Raw genomic sequence first — 21,925 nt, 5'->3', positions numbered from 1 at the left:
ACGGATCGTCCCCTCGTCCGTGGCGGCTGCGGGTCAGGGGAGGTCGAGCCGATCCAACGGCTGCGTGTCCTCGAGCAGGTGCGCGGGGGTCGCGCGGGCCGGTGCGAGGGGGAGGGTGACCGTGAAGGTCGCGCCGCCGCCCGGGGTCTCCGACACCTCGACGCCCCCGTGCAGCGCCTTCATGATCGACGCGACGATCGCGAGGCCGAGGCCCGATCCCCCGGTTTCCCTCGCCCGTGAGGTGTCGGCGCGCCAGAATCGCTCGAAGATCTGCTCGCGGATCTGCGGCGGGATGCCTTCGCCATGATCCACGACCGCGATGCTCCCGGTGCCGCGGACGCGGTCGGAGTCGACGATGAGTTCGATCGGCCCGTCCTCGGGGGAGAAGCGGCGGGCATTGCCCAGCAGGTTGGTGACGACCTGGCGCACCTTGTTCTCCTCGCCGAGCACGATCGGAGGCGTCCGCACGGGGATGTCCGGGATCTCGGTGAAGTCGATGGCCGGGGCCGGCTCGGGAGCACGGGGACGGCGACGCAGACGGGAGAGTGCTGTCCGGGGGAGTCCGCGGGGAGCCGGGGACGCGGCATCCTGCGGTTGCGGGGAAGGAGCGATGCGCAAAGGGGTCGTGGCCGGGGCGCCGACGGTCCGGTCGATCACGGTGACCGTCCGGCCAGGAGCAGCGGCGCGCAGGTCGAGTGCAGCATCGCGGGCGATCGGACGCAGATCGAGCGGGACGATCTCCGGTTCGCGCTCCTCGTCCAGGCGTGCCAGCGCGAGGAGGTCCTCCACGAGGACGCCCATGCGGATCGCTTCCTTCTCGATGCGCTCCATGGCTCTGGCGGTGTCCTCCTCGCCCTTGATCGCGCCCATCCGATAGAGCTCCGCATACCCGCGAACGCTCACGAGGGGTGTGCGCAACTCATGGCTGGCGTCGCCGATGAAACGTCGCATGTGCTGCACGGTCCGGTCGCGCTGCGCGAGCGAGCGGTCGACACGATCGAGCATCGTGTTGATCGCCGCGTTCAGACGGCCGACCTCCGTCGTCGGCTCGAGATCGGTGAGGCGCTGCCGGAAGTCGCCGGCGGCGATCGACATGGCGGTCGCCTCGACCTGGCCGAGTCTGCGGAAGGTCAGGGTGACGAGGCCGCGAGTGAGCAGCGCGGCGACGAGGATCGTGATCAGGGCGATCGTGATGTAGATGCCGAAGTACTGGCTGACGATGCGATCCGCCGGTGCGAGCGGCAGGGCGACCAGCTGGATGCGGAGCGCGCCCCCGCTTCCCTCCGAGCCCACCACGGCGACCGCGGCGTGGAAGACCTCACCATCGGGTCCTGCGAGCTCGATCGGGGTGCGTTCGGAATCGGCGGTCGCCTTGGCGAGCGAATACTCGGAGGGGAAGAGGGGCGACGGGCCGGAGGTGCCGCGCGCGGTGGCCCGCAGCACACCGGTCGCATCGTAGATGGCGAAGGAGAAGTCCCGCGGCTGCTCTTCGCGCGGTGTGTAGGTGGTGGTTCCGTCCACCGTCGCGGTCTCGAAGTACCGTTCCACGAGATCACTGGAGACCAGCGCGGGAAGCTGCGCATCGATGTTCGCGACGAGGGCGTTGCGCAGGATCGGCACCGTTCCGATGCCTGCCACCAGCAGCCCGAGCGCCAGAACGGCCACCGTGACTCCGGTCACCTTCGCCCGGAGACTGATGCGCCGCCACCAGCTGGTGACCGCATCGGGCTTGTGCGCCATGCGGTCCTCCTCGGTGCGGCGAACACGCCGCTGTGCGGCGTCGAGTGGTGGTGGCCCGGGGGTCAGGCCGATTTGCCGACCTTCAACATGTATCCGAAGCCGCGCTTCGTCTGGATCAGCGACTCCTCGGTGTGGGGATCGATCTTGCGGCGAAGGTACGAGATGTAGCTCTCGACGATGCCCGCGTCACCGTTGAAGTCGTACTCCCACACGTGGTCGAGGATCTGCGCCTTCGACAGCACACGGTTCGGGTTGAGCATCAGGTAGCGCAGCAGCTTGAACTCGGTCGGGCTGAGCTCGATCGGCTCCTTGCCCACGTGGACGTCATGGGTGTCCTGGTCCATCGACAACTCGCCGGCACGGATGATCGACTCCTCGTCGGCCTGCATGGTGCGGCGGAGGATCGCCTGCGCTCTGGCCACGATCTCGTCGAGGCTGAACGGCTTGGTGACGTAGTCGTCGCCGCCGGCGTTGAGCCCCTCGATCTTGTCGTCGGTGCCGTCCTTCGCCGTCAGGAAGAGGATCGGGGCGGTGAAACCGGCGCCGCGGAGGCGCTTGGTCACGCTGAACCCGTTCATATCCGGGAGCATGACGTCCAGGATGATCAGGTCCGGTTCCTCTTCGAGGACGGCCGAGATCGTGGCGGCGCCGTTGGCGACCGTCTTCACCTGGAATCCGGCGAAGCTGAGACCCGTGGAGAGCAGGTCGCGGATGTTGGGTTCGTCATCGACGACCAGGATGCGCGGAGCAGTCATGTCCCCATTATGGTGACTCCGGCCATGCGGATGCTGACTATTGTGCGGAACGGCGTGGAGTCGCGCTCTCCCGGGAGGCCGCCGACGCGCTCGTCACCCGCGGGAAACGACATCATTCCGGGGTGGGAGGAGAGGCACAGGTGAACAGGCCAGGATTGAGACATGAGCTCGAACGAGGACGCGTCCGCCGCCCCCGCCCCGCCCACACTCTCGCCTGCCACGCAGATCCCGTACCACCGCCTGGCGCACCTGCGACCGCGATATCGCTGGTGGCGGCCGCTCCTCACCGGGCTCCTCGCCCTCGCGTTCTACATCGTCCTCCTCCTCGTCCTGACGGTGCCCCTGGTCGTCGCAGCGGTGGTCATCCCGGGGTGGGGCGACGAGATGATGGTGCTCCTCACCTCCGTGCGGTACTTCGATCTCGACCGTCCCTGGCTGCTGATCGCGCTGGTGCTCCCCTTGATCCTGATGATCCCGGCCCTGCTGCTGGCATCCCGGGTCGTGGAAGGCCGTGGCGTCGGGCTGCTGTCCTCGGTCATGGCACGACTGCGGATGGGGTGGCTCGGGAAGAGCCTCCTGCTGGCGCTCGCAGTGTTCGCCGTGTACTTCGCCGTCGTGCTGGGGTGGTCGGCGCTCGCCGGAGAGGCGGTGGTCGCTGACTTCTCGCACCCCGGACTGTGGATCATGGTCCTCCTCGTGCTGCTGCTGATCCCCTTCCAGGCAGCCGCGGAGGAGTACGTCTTCCGCGGCTACCTCATGCAGCTGGTCGGCAGCTGGCTCCGGCATCCGGCCTTCGCCATCCTGCTGCCCGTCCCCTTGTTCGTCCTCGGCCACGGCTACGACGTCTGGGGTGCTGCGAGCGTGGGGGCCTTCGCGATCGTCGCCGCCTGGCTGACCTGGCGGACCGGCGGCCTCGAGGCGGCGATCTCCCTGCACATCGTCAACAACGTGCTCATCTTCCTGCTCGGATCCGTCGCTCTCGTCGATGCGAACGCCACGTCGGGGACGGCGGCGGACCTCGTCGGCTCGATGATCGCGATGGTCGTGTACGCGGTGCTCGCCGACCGGTGGGCGCGACGCCTCGGTGTCACGCGCACGGCGACGGCGCCCGTGTCCGCACCGGCCCGGCACGAGGGGACCCACCATCTGCCGCGCGTCCTGCATGGCTGAGCGGCTCGACCTCCGGGGAGGTCGAACGGACGAGATCAGGCGGCGAGGGCGTCGGAGTCCATGATCGTGTAGCTGTAACCCTGCTCGGCGAGGAAGCGCTGGCGGTTCTGGGCGTAGTCCTGATCGATGGTGTCGCGGGCGACGAGGGTGTAGAAGCTCGCGGTGTGTCCGGACTGCTTCGGGCGCAGCAGGCGTCCGAGTCGCTGGGCCTCTTCCTGGCGCGATCCGAACGAGCCGGACACCTGGATGGCGACGGATGCCTCCGGCAGGTCGATCGAGAAGTTCGCGACCTTCGACACCACCAGGAGCGAGATCTCGCCCTCGCGGAAGGCCCGGTACAGCTCCTCGCGCTCGTCGACCGGCGTCGCCCCGGTGATCTGCGGAGCATCCAAGGCCGCCGACAGCGACTCGAGCTGATCGAGGTACTGGCCGATCACGAGGATGCGCTCGCCCTCATGCTTGGCGATGAGCTCGCGCACCGCCGTCACCTTGGCCGGCGCGGAAGCAGCGAGCCGATAGCGTTCGTCGTCGGTCGCCGCGGCGTACTCGAGACGGTCGCTCGGCGGGAGGTCGACGCGCACTTCGTAGCAGGCGGCGGGGGAGATGAACCCCTGCGCCTCGATCTGCTTCCACGGCGCGTCGAAGCGCTTGGGCCCGATCAGGCTGAAGACGTCTCCCTCGCGCCCGTCCTCGCGGACCAGGGTCGCGGTCAGGCCGATGCGGCGGCGGGCCTGCAGGTCGGCGGTGAGCTTGAACACGGGGGCCGGGAGCAGGTGGACCTCGTCATACACGATGAGGCCCCAGTCGAGGGCATCCAGCAATGCCAGGTGCGCGTACTGGCCCTTCCGCTTCGCGGTGAGGATCTGATACGTCGCAATGGTGACGGGCTTGACCTCTTTGGCCTGGCCGGAGTACTCGCCGATCTCCTCGGGGGTCAGACTCGTGCGCTTGAGCAGCTCGTCGCGCCATTGCCGGGCCGACACCGTGTTGGTGACGAGGATCAGCGTGGTGGTCTTCGTCGCGGCCATCGCCCCGGCGCCGACGATCGTCTTTCCCGCACCGCAGGGGAGCACCACGACGCCCGAACCGTCCTTCGAGAAAGCATCGACGGCATCCTGCTGGTACGGACGGATCTCCCAGCCGTCTTCGGCGAGGTCGATCTCGTGCGGAGTGCCGGGGGTGTAGCCGGCGAGGTCCTCGGCCGGCCAGCCGATCTTCAGCAGCTCCTGCTTGATCTGTCCGCGTGCCCAGGCGTCGACGACGTACGTCTCAGGGCTCGGGTGACCGATCAGCAGAGGCTGGATGCGCTTGTTGTTCGCCACCTGCGCGAGGACGGCGGGATCCGACGAACGCAGGATCAGGGTGCCTTCGTCATCACGCTCGATGACCAGCCGGCCGTAGCGATTCACCGTTTCGCGCAGATCGACGGAGACGGAGGGCGGCACCGGGAATCGCGACCAGCGGTCCAGCGTCTCGAGCATGTCGTCCGCGGTGTGCCCGGCGGCACGGGCGTTCCACAGACCCAGCCGGGTGATGCGATAGGTGTGGATGTGTTCGGGAGCGCGTTCCAGCTCGGCGAAGATCGCGAGTTCGTGGCGGGCGCTCTCGGCGTCGGCATGGGCCACTTCGAGCAGCACGGTGCGATCGCTCTGGACGATCAGGGGGCCATCAGACATAGCTGACCAGTTTACCGGTCGCGTGAGGCATGGGGCCTACGGCGCGACGATCGTCGCAGCGCGGATGCTCGATACGGGAAGGGTGCGCTCCACGTCGGCGGCGCGATCGCGCCCGCGCAGCCGTCCACCGCCCATCCCCGTCGCCTCCAGGAGAAGCTCTCGCGTCGAGCCGTCCGGCATGCCGACGGTCACCTGCAGCACGGACTTCGTCCGTACCGCGGCCTCGAGCTCGCGATCGAGCCAGGCGGCGTCGGCATCCGGTCCTTGGTGCGACCGCAATCGGGCGATGAGGGGGCTCAGGTCCGACGCGTCGGTGTGTGCGGCATCGGACGCGGGGGCCGGGTGGCGCTCGCGGACGAGGAGGGCACCGTCAGGCCCGACCAGGGTCGCCGGGTATCGCGCATCCGTGAGCGCCCAGTACACGGTGTCTCGGCCGACCCGGGTGGTGAGCGATCCGACGTGTGCGGTGAGAGCGAGCGGCCGCAGCGACTGGTCGACGGCCATCGTGTCGATGAGGTGTCCGTCTGTGCTCTCGATCCGGGTGCGGCCGGTCTCCTCGTCCGTGGAGACGCGAACCAGACCGTGCCGTTGCGCCGTCTGCGCGATCAGGTAGCTGAGCGGCTGCGGGATTCCCGTGAGCGAGAGGGTGCCGAGGAAGTCGAGGATCGACTGCTCCGTCTCTCCGGTCGCGAATGCGTGTGCGACGGACTCCGCAGTGAAACGGTAGGACGAAGCCTGCGCCGCGGACTCCCGGGCGGCGATCGTGCGCAACCGCACGTCGAGAGCGGGTTCCAGTGGGCCGGGGGCGATGGCCGTGAGGTCGTTCTGCAGGAAGATCCGGTCGACCTCGGCGGGAAGGAGCCGCGCGAGTGCGTCCGTCTCCGCGGCGTCGCCGCTGCGCAGTGCCGCGGCCCACTCGGGTTCGGTGCCGTCTTCGGCGATCAGGCCGAGCAGGCGGGCCGCGTCGTGCAGCGCCTCAGAGCGCTCCGGCCAGCCCTGGTCCCAGGGGTGAGCGTCGAGCCACGACTCCGGCGGGATCCATCCGCCGTCCGCGGACCGGATTCCGCGCGGAAGGGCATCGCGAAAAGAGCGTGCCAGCACGCTCCAGCGGTCGATGGCCGAGGAACGCAGCCATTCCTCGGCGGATCGGCTCGATCGAAGACGGCGGTCGGCGGAGACCGCGAGACCTGCCTGGAGGGCGATGGAGGCCAGCGTGTCGACCAGTTCCCCCGGTACACCTGCTTCGGTGAGCTGACGCTTCTCGCCCGCGTTCACACCGCCGCCGGTGAGCAGCGCGAAGGGACGCTCCCGCGCGATGAGGAGGAGGTCTGCGAGCACGGCCACCGTCGTGAAGGCGCGTTCGGCCGCGTGCGCCGAGGCGGCGTCGGAGGAGCGGGGCGGAACCGGTCGATCCGTCACGGGCTCGGGAGAAGGTCGTCCCGCGATCGCGGCGGTCACGGGTGGATACGGTGTGCCGTCGGGGCGCAGCAGAGCGAGCGCTGTCAGTCGTTCCTGCAGGGCACCGGCAGAAGCGCCCGATGTCGTGTCGGTGAGGGCCCTCGCCTCGGCCGCGGTCAGTGCGGGGAGGACTTTCGCCAGCGACGCCGGGTCGAGCAGCGCCTCAGCCGCGTCGAAGAAGTCCTGCCAGGCCGCGTCCGGCCGCACCCGACGCGCGGTGAAGAGTCGTCGGAGGTCGTCATCGCTCGCCGCTGCCAGCCAGTCCGCCAGCGGTCGTGCGTGAGTGCTCATGGCCGATTCCTCACGAACGCGTGGAAGCGCGTCCCTTTCGGACGAAGCTCATGATGAGGAGCGTGAGGATCATCAGGAAGGCGACGGGGAGGCCCCAGTAGGGGATCGCCGCGATGAACGGCCACGCTCCCTCGCCGAAGGCGCTCTGGTCCATGCCGACGGCGGTCCCGATGATGATGGCGAAGAAGCACACCACGGAGGCCGCGGCGATACCGAGCGCGGTGAACGCCAGGAAACGATCCAGCCGGCGGACGGGAACCTCCGGTTCGGAATTCTGCGTGCTCATCCGCCTCAGCCTACTCTCACCGACACCATCGGATCGGCGAAGCCCGCGACCGGTAGGCTGGGAGTACGCGCACGAGCGCGTCAATGGTTCTGCATATCGATCTCAGCGAGGTTCTCCCATGCCCACCGGCAAGGTCAGGTTCTACGACGAAGACAAGGGTTTCGGCTTCATCGCCAGCGATGACGGCCAGGACGTCTTCCTGCACGCCTCTGCGATGCCTGCGGGTGCCGCGGTGAAGGCGGGTGCGCGCGTGGAGTTCGGCGTGGCAGACGGCAAGCGCGGCCTCCAGGCGCTCTCGGTGCGGGTGCTCGAGGCGCCGCCCAGCCTGTCGAAGGCCAAGCGCAAGCCCGCCGACGACATGGCGATCATCGTCGAAGACCTCGTGAAGCTCCTCGACGGCATCGGCGGAGACCTGCGCCGCGGACGCTACCCCTCCTCCGGACACGGCCGCAAGATCGCGGCCGTCCTGCGCAAGGTCGCCGATGACCTCGAAGCCTGACGCCGACGCCCGTCTCATCGGCGCCCACGATCTCGCGCTGGCAGCTTTGCGCGAGATCACCCCTGCGTCCTCCATCGGACCGGCTGCCGGCTACCTCCCCGAGGACGACGGCTCGGTCTCGCTGCGATTCGAGAACCGTCTCGCCGGCTACCCCGGGTGGTACTGGACGGTGACGATCGCCCGAGTGGACGACGAGGACCCGACGGTCCTCGAGGTCGAACTGCTCCCCGGTGAAGGTGCTCTCCTCGCGCCGGAGTGGGTGCCCTGGGCCGAGCGGCTGGCGGAGTATCGCGCACACCAGGCCGAGCTCGCCGAAGCGGCCGCGGCGGACGGTGACGGAGAATCGCCCGACGACGAGCTGGACGACGACGCGGACGACGATCTCGACGAGGACCTCGACGAAGACGAGGATGACCTCGATGAGGGCGACCACGTCTCGGACATCCTGCATGCGGGTGACGTCGACGGCGTCGACATCGATGAGCTCGACGATTCCGTCGCCGAAGCCGACGCGGACGCGACCGAGGACGACGACGCCGGCGCCCTCGATGAGGACGCCGGCGAGGTCGACGAAGAGGAGTGAGCCCGGGCGCTCAGGCGCCCAGGTTCTCCAGCACGTACTCGATGGAACGGGTGAGCTGGCGCACGTCGTCCGGCTCGATGGAGACGAACGTCGCCACGCGCAACTGGTTGCGACCGAGCTTGCGGTAGGGCTCCGTGTCGACGATCCCGTTGGCGCGGAGCGTCTTCGCGATGGCGGCGGCGTCGATGCTGTCGTCGAAGTCGATCGTCGCGACCACGGGTGACCGGTGCGCGGCATCCGCGACGAACGGAGTGGCGACCGACGACGCTTCCGCCCAGTCGTAGAGCACCGAAGAGGACTCCGCCGTGCGGGCCGCGGCCCAGGCGAGTCCTCCGTTGTCGAGGATCCACCGCAACTGGCTGTCGAGCAGGTGCAGCGTCGTGAGGGCCGGGGTGTTGAGCGTCTGGTTGAGGCGCGAGTTGTCGACCGCGTTCTTCAGGCTGAGGAACTCGGGGATGTACCGGTCGGTCGCGGCGATGCGTTCGATGCGTTCGATCGCGGCGGGGGAGACGGCGGCGAACCAGAGGCCGCCGTCCGAACCGAGGTTCTTCTGCGGTGCGAAGTAGTACACATCGGCCTGGGCGGCATCGAAGTCGATCCCGCCGGCAGCGCTCGTCGCGTCGATGACGGTGAGCGCCCCCTCGGCGTCGACGCGGGCGATGGGCGCCGCGACTCCGGTCGAGGTCTCGTTGTGGGGCCAGGCGTAGACGTCGACACCCGGCACGGCCTCGGCGACGGTCAGCGATCCCGGCTCGGCCTTGCGGACATCGGGAGCCTCGAGCCACGGAGCCCCCGCGGCGGCGGCGAACTTGCCGCCGAACTCACCGAACACGAGGTTCTGGCTACGGCGCTCGATGAGTCCGAACGCGGCGGCATCCCAGAACGCGGTGGATCCGCCGTTGCCGACGATGATCTCGTATCCCTCGGGAACGCGCAGCAGCGCCGCGAGCTGTTCGCGCACGCTTCCGACGAGGTTCTTCACCGGGGCCTGGCGGTGCGATGTCCCCAGGATCGAGGCTCCCGAGGCGGCCAGGGCCTCGAGTTGCGCGGGGCGCACCTTCGAGGGGCCGCAGCCGAAGCGGCCGTCAGTGGGCAGGAGGTCACGGGGAATCTCGATCGCCATGGCTTGATTCTAGGGGGCGAGCGGTGGGCTCCCGCACCGTGCACGGGTCTGATGTCCGTCCGGGAATGTAGGCTTGCCTAAGAACCCCGGAGGGCCTGCACATGACCGATCTGATCGACACCACGGAGATGTATCTCCGCACCATCCTCGAACTCGAGGAGGAGAACATCGTGCCGCTGCGCGCGCGCATCTCCGAGCGCCTGGGCCACTCGGGTCCCACGGTTTCGCAGACGGTGGGGCGCATGGAGCGCGACGGTCTCGTCATTGTCTCCGAAGATCGCACGCTCGAGCTCACCGACGCGGGGCGTCGCAAGGCCGTCGACGTGATGCGCAAGCACCGTCTCGCCGAGCGCCTGCTCTCGGATGTCATCGGGCTCGACTGGGCGTTCGTCCACGAAGAGGCCTGCCGGTGGGAGCACGTCATGAGCGAGCAGGTGGAGCGCCGCTTGGTCGAGCTCCTGGGCCACCCGACCGAGTCGCCCTACGGCAACCCGATCCCGGGCCTCGACCAGCTCGGCGACATCCCCGCTCGTACCTTCGACGAAGGCGTCATCGGTCTCGTGCAGCGTCTGAACGCGGCGGGGGAGCCCGTCGAAGGCACGGTCCGCCGTCTCGCCGAGCCCGCGCAGGTCGACCCCGAACTGCTGGAGCAGCTCCGCGACGCCGGCGTGGTGCCCGGCGCGCACGGTGACTTCCGTTTCAGCGAGGGATACGTCCTCATCCAGATGGACGGCCAGACCGACGGACTCGAGCTTCCCGTCGAGCTGGCTTCGCACATCTTCCTGGTGGGCGAACCGGCCTGATCCTCCGCGGGATCCCGGCGCGGAGAAGGCCACCGATCGGGCCTCTGCGATGATTGTCAGGTTCCTGGGGTGACACGATCGTTATCTTCCGGTAACCTCGGTCGAGTCGCCAGCGAAGAAGCCCGCTGGAGACGCACCGCGAAGATTCGCCTTCCAGGCTCGTCGTCTTCACGGCAGGAACGCACGAAGTACCCCGAGCTACATTCATGCCACGAGAGCAGAGTGCCGACGAGCCAGCGCTACCCGAAAGCGCGAGGGCCCAGGAGGACCACGTTTTGGCCGCAGACATCGAACCGACCGCGAAGAAGACATCTGAAGACCGAGTACCAGCCCGCCGGACCGGCGCGCGCGTGGGTGCTCGCAAGGCTCTGAAGCCACTTCGTTCCATCGCCATCTTCGGGGCCGTCGGTGCACTGGTCGCCGGCATCGCGCTTCCGGCCTTCGCCTCGCCGAAGCCGACCGAAGCCGCCGCGACCACGACCCTGCAGCAGCTCGCCGCGGTCGACGCGCAGTCCCTCGTCGTCGCCTCGCAGGCCACCGCCGCGCCGCTGAGCCGCGGAACCTTCAGCGCCACGACTCCGGAGGAGATCGCGAAGAAGAAGGCGGAGGAGGCCGCAGCCGCTCGTGCCGCCGCCGCGACCACTGCGTCCGCTCAGTTCAACTCCGCGGGTTACGCCCTCACTTCGCCCGGGTCCGGCGAGGTCCGGTACCCGCTCCCGATGGGCTCCTGGAACGTCAGTCGCACGATCGGCGGCGGCCACAACGGTGCCGACATGCTCGCTCCCGCTGGAACCCCGATCTATGCGGCCGCGGCGGGTGTGGTCCGCGCCTCGGCAGAGAGCATCGGCGGCTACGGCGTGTGCATCATGCTCGACAGTGTCGTCGGTGGGCAGCGCGTGCAGACCACCTACGGGCACATGATCTACGGCTCGCGTCAGGTGCAGGTCGGCCAGACGGTCGCCGCGGGGCAGCTGATCGGCTACGTCGGCAGCACCGGACGATCGACCGCGAACCACCTCCACTTCGAGGTCTGGATCAACGGCGGCCTCGTCGAGCCCATGTCGTGGCTGTCGGTCAACGCCGGCTGATTCTCCGACACGTTCTCCCTCATTCACCCGCTGTTTCGCCCTGCATCCAGGGAGATGGGTTAGCCTGATCCCGTTGTCGAACAGCGGGGAGAGGCAGATGGAGCGAATACCGACCATCCGAACCATGGATGCCCTCGGTCGTCACGTCCTTCTGCATAGCCCGCAGGGATGCCACGGCGTTGCCGTGCGCGAAAGGCGCTGTCTTTAGACGGCGCCTTTTTTCGTCCCTGCGATCGCTCTGCCACCTGCGCGACCTCGTGTGAGTCGAGAGTGCCGGGAAGCCGTCCCGGCGGATCGAGAGGATGACGAATGCGCACACTGGTCCTGAATGCCGGATACGAGCCGCTCGCGATCGTGTCGTTCAAACGAGCCCTCGTGCTCGTCATGAACGACAAGGCGACCGTTATCGAACGCGTGGAAGACGACCCCGTCTGGGGCACCCACGGTGTCTACGATCGTCCCGCGGTCATCATCCTCGCCCGGTACGTCCGGGTGCCGACGAGCAGACGAGTGCCAGTCACGCGGCGTGGCGTGCTCCGTCGCGACAATCACCGGTGCGGCTACTGCGGGAAAGCCGCATCCACGATCGACCACGTGCTGCCGCGTTCGCGTGGAGGCGCGGACTCCTGGGAGAACCTCGTCGCCTGCTGCCTGCGCTGCAACAACGTCAAGAGCGACCGCACCCCGCAGGAGATGCGCTGGCAGCTGCGATTCACGCCGCGTCCCCCGCACGGCACGGCCTGGACGGTGCGGGGAACCGAACGCAGCGACCCGCGATGGGAGCCGTACCTGGCTCTCGCCGCCTAGCCAGGGGCGCCGAGGGCGCGCTCTCGAGTCACGTAGACTTGACGCGCGCCCTCGTAGCTCAGGGGATAGAGCAGCCCTCTCCTAAAGGGCAGGTCGCAGGTTCGAATCCTGTCGAGGGCACCCAACGAGGTCGTCGCTTCCCGCTGTGGGGCGGGGCGTCTCAGTCCTCTCCGCGCCTCCAGAGCTTCGAAGGCCACCAGATCGCTTTGCCGATGTCGTAGGTCAGGGCCGGCACGAGCAGAGAGCGGACGACGAACGTGTCGAGCAGCACTCCGAAGGCGACGATGAACGACAGCTGGACGAGGAACAGGATCGGGATCACGGAGAGCGCGGCGAACGTCGCGGCCAGGACCAGACCCGCCGACGTGATCACGCCCCCCGTGATCGAGAGTCCGCGCAGGATTCCCTCGCGCGTGCCGTGCGCCTTCGACTCCTCGCGCACACGGGTCATCAGGAAGATGTTGTAGTCGATCCCCAGCGCGACCAGGAACACGAAGCCGAAGAGCGGGACGGCGGGGTCGGCACCGGAGAAGTCGAAGACCCCGTTGAACACGAGCGCCGAGACTCCCATCGCCGTGCCGAACGACAGCACCGTGGTGAGGATCAGCAGGACAGGGGCGAGGATCGAGCGCAGCAACAGCATCAGGATCACCATGATCACGACGAGGATCACCGGGATGATCAGGTTGCGGTCGTGGATCGACGCGTCGTTCGTGTCGATGGACGTGGCGGTGACTCCGCCGACGAGGGCGTTCGTGCCGTCGAGCTCGGTCCGCAGCTCACGCACCGTGGCCGCGGCGGCTTCGGAGTCCGCCGCGTCCGTGAGCGTTCCCTGGAGGAGCACCTCGCCGTCGACGGTCGTCGGCTCGGGGACCGGCGTCCCGGGAGGACCGACGGCCGTGATGCCGTCGGCCGTCACGGGTGCGCTGCCGCTGGGGGAATCCGCGGCGGTGACCGAGACCGCATCGACGCCGTCGTTGGCGAGGAGCACGTCGGCGACGTCCTGCAGGCGGTCCTCGTCGACGACCACGTACACGGGGCTGCCGGATCCGCCGGGGAAGTGTTCACCGAGCGCGACCTGCCCGTCACGGGCCTCCGAGGCGCCGAGCACCAGCTCGGACTGCGGAACACCGTTGGCATCGAGCTGGGTCACCCCGGCGGCTCCGGCCAGGAGGACGAGTGTCGTCACGATCCAGATCACCCGAGGGCGGCGCTTGATCACGCCGGCCAACCGGGCCCACAGGCCCGTCGTCCGCATGCCGTGCTCGGCGGCGACGACCTCGGGCTCGAAGTGCGGACGTCGTGGCCAGAACACCGCACGGCCGAAGAGCAGCAGGAGCGAGGGCAGTAGCGTCAGCGCGGAGAGCATCGCGAACACGATGCCGATCGCGGCCACGGGGCCGAGGGTGCTGTTCGATTTCAGGTCGCTCAGCAGCAGGCAGAGGAGCCCGGCGATCACGGTCCCGCCCGAGGCGGCGATCGGCTCGACCGACCCCTTCCAGGCGGCGAGCAGCGCCACGCCCTTGTCCTGGGAGACCCGCAGCTCCTCTCGGAAGCGTGCCACGAGGAGCAGGGCGTAGTCGGTGGCGGCGCCGATCACGAGGATGAAGAGGATGCCCTGGGTCTGGCCACTGAGCAGCAGCACCTCGAACTTCGCGAGCCACCACACGACCAGGAGTGCCACGCAGAGCGCGAACAGGCTCGTGGACAGCACGACGAGGGGCAACAGGAACGATCGGTAGACGAGCACCAGGATGATCAGGACGGCCAGGAGCGCGACACCGAGCAGCAGGCCGTCGATGCCGGCGAAGCCCGCGACCAGATCGGCGCTGAAGCCGGCCGGGCCGGTGATGTACACCGTGATGCCGTCGGGGACGGCACCGCGCAACTCGTCGCCGAGAGCCGCCGTCGCATCGGCGAGTTCCGCGTCGCTCTCGATCGGGATGAAGGCCTGGACGGCCTTCCCATCCTCGGAGGGGAGCGCCGGAGAGACGTCGTCGCCGACGCCCTCCACGTTCGGTGCGTCCGCGACGGCGTCGGAGATGGCGTCCAGCTCGGAAGAGGTGAGCGCGTCGTCCGAGGTGAACACCGCGATGGCCGGGATCGAATCGCTGTCGTTGAACTCGCCGAGCAGTTGCTGGACCTCGGTGGCCTGCGCCGACTCCGGCAGGTAGGTCGTCTGGTCGTTGGATGACACCTCGTCGACCTTGCCGAACAGGGGACCGCCGAGCGACGCACCCACCAGCCAGACGAGGATCAGTGCCACCGGAAGGAACACGCGTACCCAGGGGTGGCGTCGTGAGCGCTCCCGGATCGGTGGAGTCGGCGCGGAGTCGGGGCGGGACATCGTGTTCCTCTCGGAAGGGTTTCTGTTGTCGGGGAGGGTCAGGACACCCACGCGAGGATGAGGATCATCGTCGCGAGGAAACCGGCGAAATAGTTCAGCGCGATGAAGCGCCGCCAGGCCCGGTTCGTGGCTGCCGAGCCGGCGTCGTCGACGTTCCACCACGGTGCCGCGTTCACCACATAGGGCAGTGCGAGCACCGCGGCGAGCGGTCCCGGCCAGGGAGTCAGGAGCATCGCGGCTCCGGCGAGCACCCACAGCGACAGGGACAGTCGGACGGTCGCCCGCGCCCCGATCACGGTCGCGATCGAGGAGATCCCGGCTTCGCGGTCCGGTCCGACGTCCTGGACGGCACCGAAGGCATGCGCTGCCATGCCCCACAGGAAGAACGCGACGAGAGTGAGCGTGGTGGCGGACGTGACGGATGCGCCGGCCAGCGCGAGCCCGACGATCGCCGGGCTGACGAAGTGCGTGCTCGACGTCATCGAATCGAGGAACGGTCGCTCCTTGAAGCGCAGCACCGGTGCGGAGTAGGCGATCACCGCGAACACGCTCACGGCCAGCCAGAACCAGGACGCCGGGTTGCCGACGATCACGAGGTAGGCGAGGAACGGGATGTTCGTCCCCGCCGCTGCCCAGAGGGTCGCGCGATGGATGCGCGGTGCCAGGAGCGCGCCCTCGATCCCGCCCTTGCGCGGGTTCGCGAGGTCGGACGCGTAGTCGAAGACGTCGTTGATGCCGTACATCGCCAGGTTGTACGGGATGAGGAAGTACAGCGTGCCGACCAGCAGGGTCACATCGAGCTCACGGGTGGTGAGCAGGTAGGCGGCTGCGAAAGGGAACGCGGTGTTGATCCAGCTGATGGGTCGCGACGACAGCAGGATCTGCACGAGATCCCGTCCGAGCATGCGGGATGGTGTGGCTCCGGCGCTCATCCGTGCTCCTCGTCGGTGTTTCGGTCCTCGCGTGCCCGCCGTCGCGCGCGCAGTTCGGCCCACACGGCGGGAAGGAGCAGGGCACCGGCCAGCGGGTAGGCGAAGTCCTCGACGGGAGCCAGCCCGATGTGGACGCCGAGCAGCGGACCTTGCGCGTAGTGGAACAATCCGCTCGCGATCATCACGGTGTCGAACACGGCGGTGAGGACGAAGAGCAGCAGCACGGTGAGCAGCACAGCGGCCGGGAGCGGTCCGCGGCGTCGGCGGAGAAGCGGCAGGATGACGCCGACCACGACGGCGACGAGCAGGAAGCAGGCGGCGAGTTGGATGTAGCTCATGACGCACCCGCCCCTGCACGACGGTTTTCACGCCAGCGCGTGATCAGGCGTTCGGCCCCGGTGTAGATCACCATCGTGCACACCACGAGGAACAGCAGGAACACGGGTTCTTCGATCGGCAGCTCCGGCGCGAGCACGATCCCGGTCGCGATCGCGCCGTCACCGCGGAAGAAGATCCCGTTGGCGATGCCCGCCACATCCCACAGGAGGAAGAAGACGAGCCCGACGACCGTCACGACCGTCGCCGACACGGCATCGCGCCAGAAGAAGAGGCGGAACCGCCAATCCAGCAGCAGCATGCAGCCCAGCGACAGGAGAAGGGCCGCCAGGTACACCATGCCCATCAGGACGCCTCCGTCCCGACAGCGGTGGGCACGGGAACGGGGAGCGGGCCGGGGGAGTGATCACCGCGGATGCGCTTGAGGACGATCTCCGCACTGATGAGGCACATCGGGACGCCGACACCCGGCGCGGTGGTGGCCCCGGCGTAGAACAGGCCCTGCACACGCCGGGAGGCGTTCTGCGCGCGGAACATCGCACTCTGGGACAGGATGTGCGCCGGCCCCAGCATTCCTCCGCGCCAGGAGTGGTAGTCGTCCTGGAAGTCCGCGGGGCCGATCGTCTCGCGCACCACGATGCGTTCGCGCAGGTCCGGGATCCCGGCCCAGGTGGCGATCTGGTCGATCGCGGCATCCGCCGCGCTCTCGACCGCGGGTGATCCGGTCCCGTCGGGTCCGCCATGTCCGAGTTCGACGTCTGCCGGGACCGGGATCAGGACGAACAGGTTCTCATGGCCCTCCGGAGCGACATCGGGATCCGACGCGCTCGGTCGGCACACGTAGGTCGACGCCGGATCGGGAACGGTCGGGGTCGCTCCGAAGATCGCGTCGAAGTTGGCGTCCCAGTCATCGGTGAAGAACAGGGAATGATGCGGAAGCTCAGGCAAAGAGCCCCGCACTCCCAGCATCACGAGCACCCCGCCGGGCCCGCTGGTACGCCGTGACCACCAGGACTCGGGGTAGGTCTGCAGGGAAGGCGGCAGCAGCACGGTCTCGGTGTGGTGCAGGTCCGCGGCCGAGACCACGATGTCGGCGTGCTCCACGTGTGCGACGCCCTCCTCGTCTGTCCAGCCGACCCCGGTCGTGTGCACGCCGTCGGGGCCGTCCTGCGTGTGGATGCCGGTCACATCGGCCCCAGTCAGGATCCGCGCGCCTGCCTCGCGAGCCAGTGCCTCGATCCGCTCGACCACGCGCCAGAAACCGCCTTGGGGGTAGCGGACGCCCTGATCGAGATCGAGCGCGCTCATGAGGTGGTACATCGCGGGAGCGGTGCGCGGGTCGGTGCCGAGGAAGACCGCGGGGTAGCCGAGGATCTGGCGCACGACCGGATGAAGGAATCGCTGCTGCGCGAAGGATTGCAGTCGGGTGCCGAGGAGGGTGAACAGCCGGGGGAGTGCCCGCAGGACCTCCGGGGCTGCGAGGGTGCGCATGCGGGTGAACGGGTTGTACAGGAAGTACTTCTCCGCCATCGCCGCAGCGTCACGCGCGGAGTCCAGATAGGCGTCGAGGGCAGGACCGGAACCCGGCTCCAGCTCTTCGAAGAGCTCAGTGACCGCATCACGTCCCGCGGGGACGCTCACCGACCCCGAGGACCGAGGCGAACGGAACACCCGATATCCCGGGTCGAGCGCGGTGAGGTCGAGCTGCTCCGACGTCGAGGTCCCCATCATCGCGAAGAAGTGATCGAACACCTCCGGCATCAGGTACCACGAGGGCCCTGAGTCGAAGCGGAACCCGTCCCGCTCGATGGATCCTGCGCGCCCGCCGACGCGGTCGTTCTTCTCGAGGACGACGACCTCGTGCCCGTCCTTCGCCAGGAGGCCGGCCGTCGCGAGGCCGGCGACGCCCGCACCGATCACCACCACGCGGCTCATCGGTCCCGCTCCCACGTCGTCACGATCACGGCGCGACCCGCGAGCACGGCCTTGATCGGATCCGGCACACGAACGCGTCGGCGGTAAAGCACCTCCACGGGCGTCTTCGCCACGCGTCGGGTGAGCGCGGCGAACAGGGCGAGGGCGCTCCGCACCGCGGCGCGGGCATCCTTCGGGAGGAGGGGGATGGCGGCTTCGGCATCCGCCAGCTGCCGGAACACCGTCGCCACCCAGGCATCGCGGTCCGCATCCGTCAGCCGCGCGGACCCCCCGAGATACCCGCGGTGGAGCCGGTCCGTGTCGTCGGCGAGATCGCGGAGGAAGTTGACGTTCTGGAACGCGGCGCCCAGCTGGCGCGCACCGCGGCGGAGCGTGCGGAGCTCTTCGTCCGTCCGATCCGCCCCCCGAAGGAAGACCTGGAGGCACATGAGTCCGACCACCTCGGCGGAACCGTAGACGTAGTCGGCGTGGGCGTCGGCATCGTAGGCCGTGAAGTCGGCGTCGTCGGCGAGGTCGGCGCTCATCGAGGCGAAGAAGGGCCCGGTCAGGTCCTCACCGATACCGCACTCCCGTGCCGTCCGCGCGAAGGCGTGCAGGATGAGGTCGCTGCTGTAGCCCGTCCGCATCGAGCGGTGCGTCTCTTCGATGTAGGAGGCGAGCGCCGCCGTCTGTGCGGTGCTGTCGAGTCCGGCCTCGGCGGCCACCCCGTCGACGATCTCATCGGCGATGCGCACCATGGCGTAGATGTTGCGGACGTGCTGACGATGACGTCGGCCGAGAAGCCGGGTGGCGAGCCCGAACGACGTCGAGTACGTGCGGATCACATCGGTCGTGGCGATCTCCGCCGTGCGGTTGAAGCGCCGCAGCGCGGTGTCGTCCGTGCGATCAGCCGGTTCCGCGGTCATCGGCGGCGCCCTTCGACGCGGGACGCGTGAGCGCGGATCGTCTGGGCAGCCGCGGCGGGGAGCGTGCCGTCGGACTCCGCGGCGGCGAGCGCGGTGGACACCGCGTCCAGATGCTCGTCGATGAGTCCGAGGACGAAGCTCTCTGCGCCGCACGCGCGCAATCGATCGCGGGCTTCGGACCCCTCCGAGACGGTGAGTTCGGATCTGCCGAAGTGCACCTCGATGCTCTCCCAGTGCGCCGTCATGCGGGCGTAGGCGATGATCGCCGTCTCCTTGCCCTCGCGCAGGTCGGAGTAGGCGTCCTTGCCGTGTTGTCCGGGGTCGCCGAACACGGAGAGCAGATCATCCTGCAACTGGTAGGCGAGGCCGAGATGCCGACCGATCTCGCTGAGCTGTTCCTCGGCGGCGGGGGATGAGCCCGCGAGCACGGCGGCGGCGCGCAGGGGGAGCACGAAGGAGTAGGTCGCCGTCTTGTAAGTGCTCGTCGCGAGGATGGTCCGCAGATCGGGCGCGATCACGCCGTCGCTCAGTGCGACGTCGGCATGTTCTCCGGCCACGGTCTCGAAGATCGTCTGCTCGAGCAGGGAGAGCAGGCGCTCACGGGCGTCGGCGGAGACATCGGCTCGCGCGAATCCCAGCACGGCCGAGGAGAGAAGCATGTCCCCGAGGAGGATCGCACTCGAGCGCGCCCAGTGCAGTGCGGGCTCGACATGAGCGTCGGCGTGGGCCGCGACCAGAGCGCCGATCAGGTTCGGACCGCGCCGCCGGGTCAGGTCGCCGTCGATGACGTCGTCGTGCAGGAGGAAGGCGAAGTGGAGGAGCTCGACGTGTGCGGCCACATCGATCGCGCACGCGGTCTCCCGCTCCGACAAGGGCGAGGGGGAGAGCGATTGCAGAAGGTCGATGAGGAGGCGAGGACGGACGAGCTTTCCGCCGAGAGCGTGCTGCGCGGCGGCGCGCCAGAGTCCGACGAACTCCGCTCCGTATTTCTCGGCAGCCGCGCTGCGCTCCGAGAAGCGGTGGCGCAGAGCTTCTTCGATGCGCGTCCCGAGGTCCTCTTCCGTCACTGTGCCGCTCATCGGTCAGACCTCGCCGAGTCGTCGAAGAATCGGAAGCTGCTCGACGAGCCAGGGGCTGAAGGCGAACGGGGTGTGCGTGATGCCCTCGACGAGAGCGGCCACGTCGACCCAGATCCACTCGGCCACCTCGTCGGGGTTCGCCGAGGGCTGGCCGTCGATAACGGCGACGTGCACGGGACAGATCTCGTTCTCGACGATCCCGCTCGCGTCCACGGCTCGGTAGCGGTAGTCGGGGAGGACGAGGCGCAGGTCGGTGAGATCGATCCCGAGCTCGTGGACACCGTGCCGCCGGACGGCATCGAGCATGTCCTCCTCGGGGCGGGGGTGACCGCAGAAGCTGTTCGTCCACACACCCGGCCAGGTCTTCTTCGCCAGTGCGCGACGAGTGAGCAAGAGGCGACCGTGCGTGTCGAGGACGTAGCAGGAGAACGCCAGATGCAGCGGGGTGTCGCGGGTGTGGACGTCGCGCTTCGGCAGCGTCCCCACGGCGGTCCCGTCTTCGGCGAGGAGGGTCACGTCATCCATGGCATCTCCTTGATTCCGAGGCGTCCGGTGTTTCGCTAACTTGGTAAGTAGTCAACTTAGCATGAAACTGTTGGTGTGTAACATGATCGCATGGACACGGAGCCCGGCACCACCCCGCAGGAGAGCGCGGAGGAAGTGTTGTCGAACGGTGACCCCAGCGAGAGTGGGCACGAGAAGACTCCCGACGGACTGACGCATTCGGCGATCTACGACGTCGACGCCAGTGATCCGCGCAGCACGCTCGTGGACCGGCAGGGTGTGCCACCCGAGGAGCTGCGACAGATCGCCCGGCTCATGGAGTCGCTCGCGAATCTGCGAGAGGCGGAGCAGAAGCTCTCACAGGCGTCCCGGCGCTACATGCGGCTCAACGAGACCGACATGCGTGCGCTGCACTACTTGATCGTGTGCGCGAACCGGCAGCTGGTCGCGACCCCCGGGGGCATCGCGCACCACCTCGGTGTCTCCACGGCGGCGACGACGAAGCTCCTCGACCGGTTGGAGAAGGGCGGGCACATCACGCGGGCGCCGCACCCCACCGACCGACGGGCACTTCATATCGCCATCACGCCGGAGACGCGATTGGCTGCGATGGAGACGGTCGGCCGTCAGCAGGCCAAGCGCTTCTATTCCGCGGCGCGCCTCAGCCCTGCGGAACGGGACGTCGTCATCCGATTCCTCGCGGATATGACCGAGGAGATCACTTTGCGGGATGAGCCGTGGGTGAAGGAGACGGCCGAATAGTCTTCCCCGAAGGGATGACCCGGTACGAGATCAGTGTGCGGCGTTGTACGCGTCGACGATAGGCGCGGGAATTCGTCCGCGCTCGGAGAGGGCGTGGCCGTTCTCCTTGGCCCAGGCGCGGATCGCCGCGACCTCCGGATTGCGGGCAGGGCGCTTGCGCGAAGGCGACGTGCGGGTCGCGGCGGAAGAACCGGCGCGGCGTCCGGCGGAGATGTACGGCTCGAGAGCCGCGCGCAACTCCTCGGCATGGGACGAATTCAGATCGATCTCGTAGGAGGTGCCATTCAACGAGAAGTGGACGGTCTCGCCTTCACCTACTTCGAGGACACTGCCGTCGATGTCGTCTACCAGCTGATGCACAATTCTTCTCGCCATGAATGCGAATATATGTCATCCGGCGAAACCGAGCAACCGGATAATAGCGAATTGACATTTATGCGGTGAATATGTTCACGGGAGGAGACCTGCACGCCGTGCGCGCGTGACGGCGGCATGTCGCGTGGAGGCGTCGAGTTTGGACATCGCCGTGCCGAGATACGCCTTGATGGTGCCCTCGCGCAGACCCAGTTGCGTCGCGATCTCCGCGTTGGTCGCACCCATCGCGGCGCAGGCGAGCACGTCGGTCTCCCGTGGAGAGAGGCGAACGGTGGGGATTGGACTGGTCGAGACGGTCGGATCGTCGCCTGCGAGGGTGACGAGGCGCTGCTCGACCCGCGCGATGCGCGCACGGAGTTCGGCGTCATCGAGGGAAGCCGCGATGCTGCGCAATTCGGCGAAGCTCTCCCGGAGTTCCTCACGCTGTGGCGGGGCTACGGCATCGCCCCCGCCGGTGTTCGCCTGGATCCG

General features: G+C 68.4%; 23 protein-coding genes and 1 tRNA gene. 8 read left to right on the top strand and 16 right to left on the bottom strand.

Features of this window, described 5'->3' with window-relative positions:
* Positions 1–33: 33 nt before the first annotated feature.
* Both L978_RS08960 and L978_RS08955 read right to left on the bottom strand, forming a co-directional pair.
* Positions 34–1,740 (bottom strand): sensor histidine kinase, encoded by a 1,707-nt coding sequence (locus L978_RS08960; RefSeq protein WP_081996978.1) that lies wholly within the window; start codon positions 1,738–1,740, stop codon positions 34–36.
* A 62-nt stretch (positions 1,741–1,802) separates the two neighbouring features.
* Positions 1,803–2,495: a response regulator transcription factor gene (locus L978_RS08955; RefSeq protein ID WP_047522533.1), complete on the bottom strand. Its 693-nt coding sequence runs from the start codon at positions 2,493–2,495 to the stop codon at positions 1,803–1,805.
* Between the two features lie 162 nt (positions 2,496–2,657).
* Between L978_RS08955 and L978_RS08950 the strand changes: the two genes are divergently transcribed.
* On the top strand, positions 2,658–3,665 hold the full coding sequence (locus tag L978_RS08950; RefSeq protein WP_052193460.1) for a CPBP family intramembrane glutamic endopeptidase: 1,008 nt from the start codon (positions 2,658–2,660) through the stop codon (positions 3,663–3,665).
* Between the two features lie 35 nt (positions 3,666–3,700).
* Here the strand turns inward: L978_RS08950 and L978_RS08945 are convergent, their stop codons facing one another.
* Genes L978_RS08945 through L978_RS08935 form a run of 3 tightly spaced genes read right to left on the bottom strand, consistent with a single transcriptional unit; the run spans position 3,701 to position 7,376 of the window.
* On the bottom strand, positions 3,701–5,341 hold the full coding sequence (locus tag L978_RS08945; RefSeq protein ID WP_047522531.1) for a DNA repair helicase XPB: 1,641 nt from the start codon (positions 5,339–5,341) through the stop codon (positions 3,701–3,703).
* Between the two features lie 36 nt (positions 5,342–5,377).
* The gene (locus L978_RS08940; protein ID WP_047522529.1) at positions 5,378–7,090 is read right to left on the bottom strand and encodes a helicase-associated domain-containing protein; all 1,713 of its coding nucleotides are present in this window, start codon (positions 7,088–7,090) and stop codon (positions 5,378–5,380) included.
* Positions 7,091–7,100: 10 nt separating this feature from the next.
* Entirely contained in the window at positions 7,101–7,376 is a 276-nt protein-coding gene (locus tag L978_RS08935) for a hypothetical protein (RefSeq protein ID WP_047522527.1), read from the bottom strand.
* 118 nt (positions 7,377–7,494) lie between these two features.
* Between L978_RS08935 and L978_RS08930 the strand changes: the two genes are divergently transcribed.
* On the top strand, positions 7,495–7,875 hold the full coding sequence (locus L978_RS08930) for a cold-shock protein (protein ID WP_047522525.1): 381 nt from the start codon (positions 7,495–7,497) through the stop codon (positions 7,873–7,875).
* Complete coding sequence (locus L978_RS08925) at positions 7,859–8,458, top strand: DUF3027 domain-containing protein (protein ID WP_047522524.1); 600 nt, start codon at positions 7,859–7,861, stop codon at positions 8,456–8,458. Before L978_RS08930 ends, L978_RS08925 begins: the two co-directional genes overlap by 17 nt.
* Before the next feature lie 10 nt (positions 8,459–8,468).
* Here the strand turns inward: L978_RS08925 and serC are convergent, their stop codons facing one another.
* A complete protein-coding gene (gene serC, locus L978_RS08920; RefSeq protein ID WP_047522522.1) occupies positions 8,469–9,581 on the bottom strand; it encodes a phosphoserine transaminase in 1,113 nt (370 codons plus the stop codon).
* A gap of 101 nt (positions 9,582–9,682) precedes the next feature.
* Between serC and L978_RS08915 the strand changes: the two genes are divergently transcribed.
* The 4 genes from L978_RS08915 (at position 9,683) to L978_RS08900 (ending at position 12,399) form a co-directional block, all read left to right on the top strand.
* Entirely contained in the window at positions 9,683–10,384 is a 702-nt protein-coding gene (locus L978_RS08915; RefSeq protein WP_047522511.1) for a metal-dependent transcriptional regulator, read from the top strand.
* Positions 10,385–10,734: 350 nt separating this feature from the next.
* On the top strand, positions 10,735–11,472 hold the full coding sequence (locus L978_RS08910) for a M23 family metallopeptidase (protein WP_052193458.1): 738 nt from the start codon (positions 10,735–10,737) through the stop codon (positions 11,470–11,472).
* A 309-nt stretch (positions 11,473–11,781) separates the two neighbouring features.
* Positions 11,782–12,279 (top strand): HNH endonuclease, encoded by a 498-nt coding sequence (locus L978_RS08905; RefSeq protein ID WP_047522501.1) that lies wholly within the window; start codon positions 11,782–11,784, stop codon positions 12,277–12,279.
* Between the two features lie 47 nt (positions 12,280–12,326).
* A tRNA-Arg gene (locus L978_RS08900) sits at positions 12,327–12,399 on the top strand.
* 40 nt (positions 12,400–12,439) lie between these two features.
* On the opposite strand, the gene L978_RS08895 is transcribed toward L978_RS08900, so the two are convergent.
* From L978_RS08895 to idi, 8 genes are read right to left on the bottom strand one after another with little or no spacing between them, the layout of a single operon-like run.
* Positions 12,440–14,626: an MMPL family transporter gene (locus tag L978_RS08895; protein ID WP_047522499.1), complete on the bottom strand. Its 2,187-nt coding sequence runs from the start codon at positions 14,624–14,626 to the stop codon at positions 12,440–12,442.
* A 38-nt stretch (positions 14,627–14,664) separates the two neighbouring features.
* Positions 14,665–15,558: a prenyltransferase gene (locus L978_RS08890; RefSeq protein ID WP_047522496.1), complete on the bottom strand. Its 894-nt coding sequence runs from the start codon at positions 15,556–15,558 to the stop codon at positions 14,665–14,667.
* Complete coding sequence (locus L978_RS08885) at positions 15,555–15,896, bottom strand: lycopene cyclase domain-containing protein (RefSeq protein ID WP_052193456.1); 342 nt, start codon at positions 15,894–15,896, stop codon at positions 15,555–15,557. Before L978_RS08885 ends, L978_RS08890 begins: the two co-directional genes overlap by 4 nt.
* Positions 15,893–16,240, bottom strand: a complete 348-nt coding sequence (locus L978_RS08880; protein WP_047522494.1) for a lycopene cyclase domain-containing protein — start codon at positions 16,238–16,240, stop codon at positions 15,893–15,895. The genes L978_RS08885 and L978_RS08880 overlap by 4 nt, the downstream gene beginning before the upstream one ends.
* Positions 16,240–17,829: a phytoene desaturase family protein gene (gene crtI, locus L978_RS08875; RefSeq protein ID WP_047522492.1), complete on the bottom strand. Its 1,590-nt coding sequence runs from the start codon at positions 17,827–17,829 to the stop codon at positions 16,240–16,242. Before crtI ends, L978_RS08880 begins: the two co-directional genes overlap by 1 nt.
* A complete protein-coding gene (locus L978_RS08870) occupies positions 17,826–18,734 on the bottom strand; it encodes a phytoene/squalene synthase family protein (protein WP_047522490.1) in 909 nt (302 codons plus the stop codon). Before L978_RS08870 ends, crtI begins: the two co-directional genes overlap by 4 nt.
* The gene (locus L978_RS08865) at positions 18,731–19,813 is read right to left on the bottom strand and encodes a polyprenyl synthetase family protein (protein ID WP_047522488.1); all 1,083 of its coding nucleotides are present in this window, start codon (positions 19,811–19,813) and stop codon (positions 18,731–18,733) included. Before L978_RS08865 ends, L978_RS08870 begins: the two co-directional genes overlap by 4 nt.
* Before the next feature lie 3 nt (positions 19,814–19,816).
* Positions 19,817–20,338: an isopentenyl-diphosphate Delta-isomerase gene (gene idi, locus L978_RS08860; protein WP_047522481.1), complete on the bottom strand. Its 522-nt coding sequence runs from the start codon at positions 20,336–20,338 to the stop codon at positions 19,817–19,819.
* Positions 20,339–20,428: 90 nt separating this feature from the next.
* On the opposite strand from idi, the gene L978_RS08855 reads away from it, so the two are divergent.
* On the top strand, positions 20,429–21,079 hold the full coding sequence (locus L978_RS08855; protein WP_047522479.1) for a MarR family winged helix-turn-helix transcriptional regulator: 651 nt from the start codon (positions 20,429–20,431) through the stop codon (positions 21,077–21,079).
* A 30-nt stretch (positions 21,080–21,109) separates the two neighbouring features.
* Here L978_RS08855 and L978_RS08850 read toward each other — a convergent pair whose 3' ends face one another.
* Complete coding sequence (locus L978_RS08850; protein ID WP_047522476.1) at positions 21,110–21,454, bottom strand: histone-like nucleoid-structuring protein Lsr2; 345 nt, start codon at positions 21,452–21,454, stop codon at positions 21,110–21,112.
* Between the two features lie 75 nt (positions 21,455–21,529).
* A partial coding sequence (locus tag L978_RS08845; RefSeq protein WP_197055637.1) for a helix-turn-helix transcriptional regulator occupies positions 21,530–21,925 on the bottom strand: 396 nt, incomplete at its 5' end.

Source organism: Microbacterium sp. ZOR0019 (genome assembly GCF_000800925.1).
In the GTDB taxonomy this organism is placed as follows: domain Bacteria; phylum Actinomycetota; class Actinomycetes; order Actinomycetales; family Microbacteriaceae; genus Microbacterium; species Microbacterium aurugineum.
The sequence above is the reverse complement of the archived record's forward strand: the minus strand, read 5'-3'. Positions and strand labels throughout refer to the sequence as shown.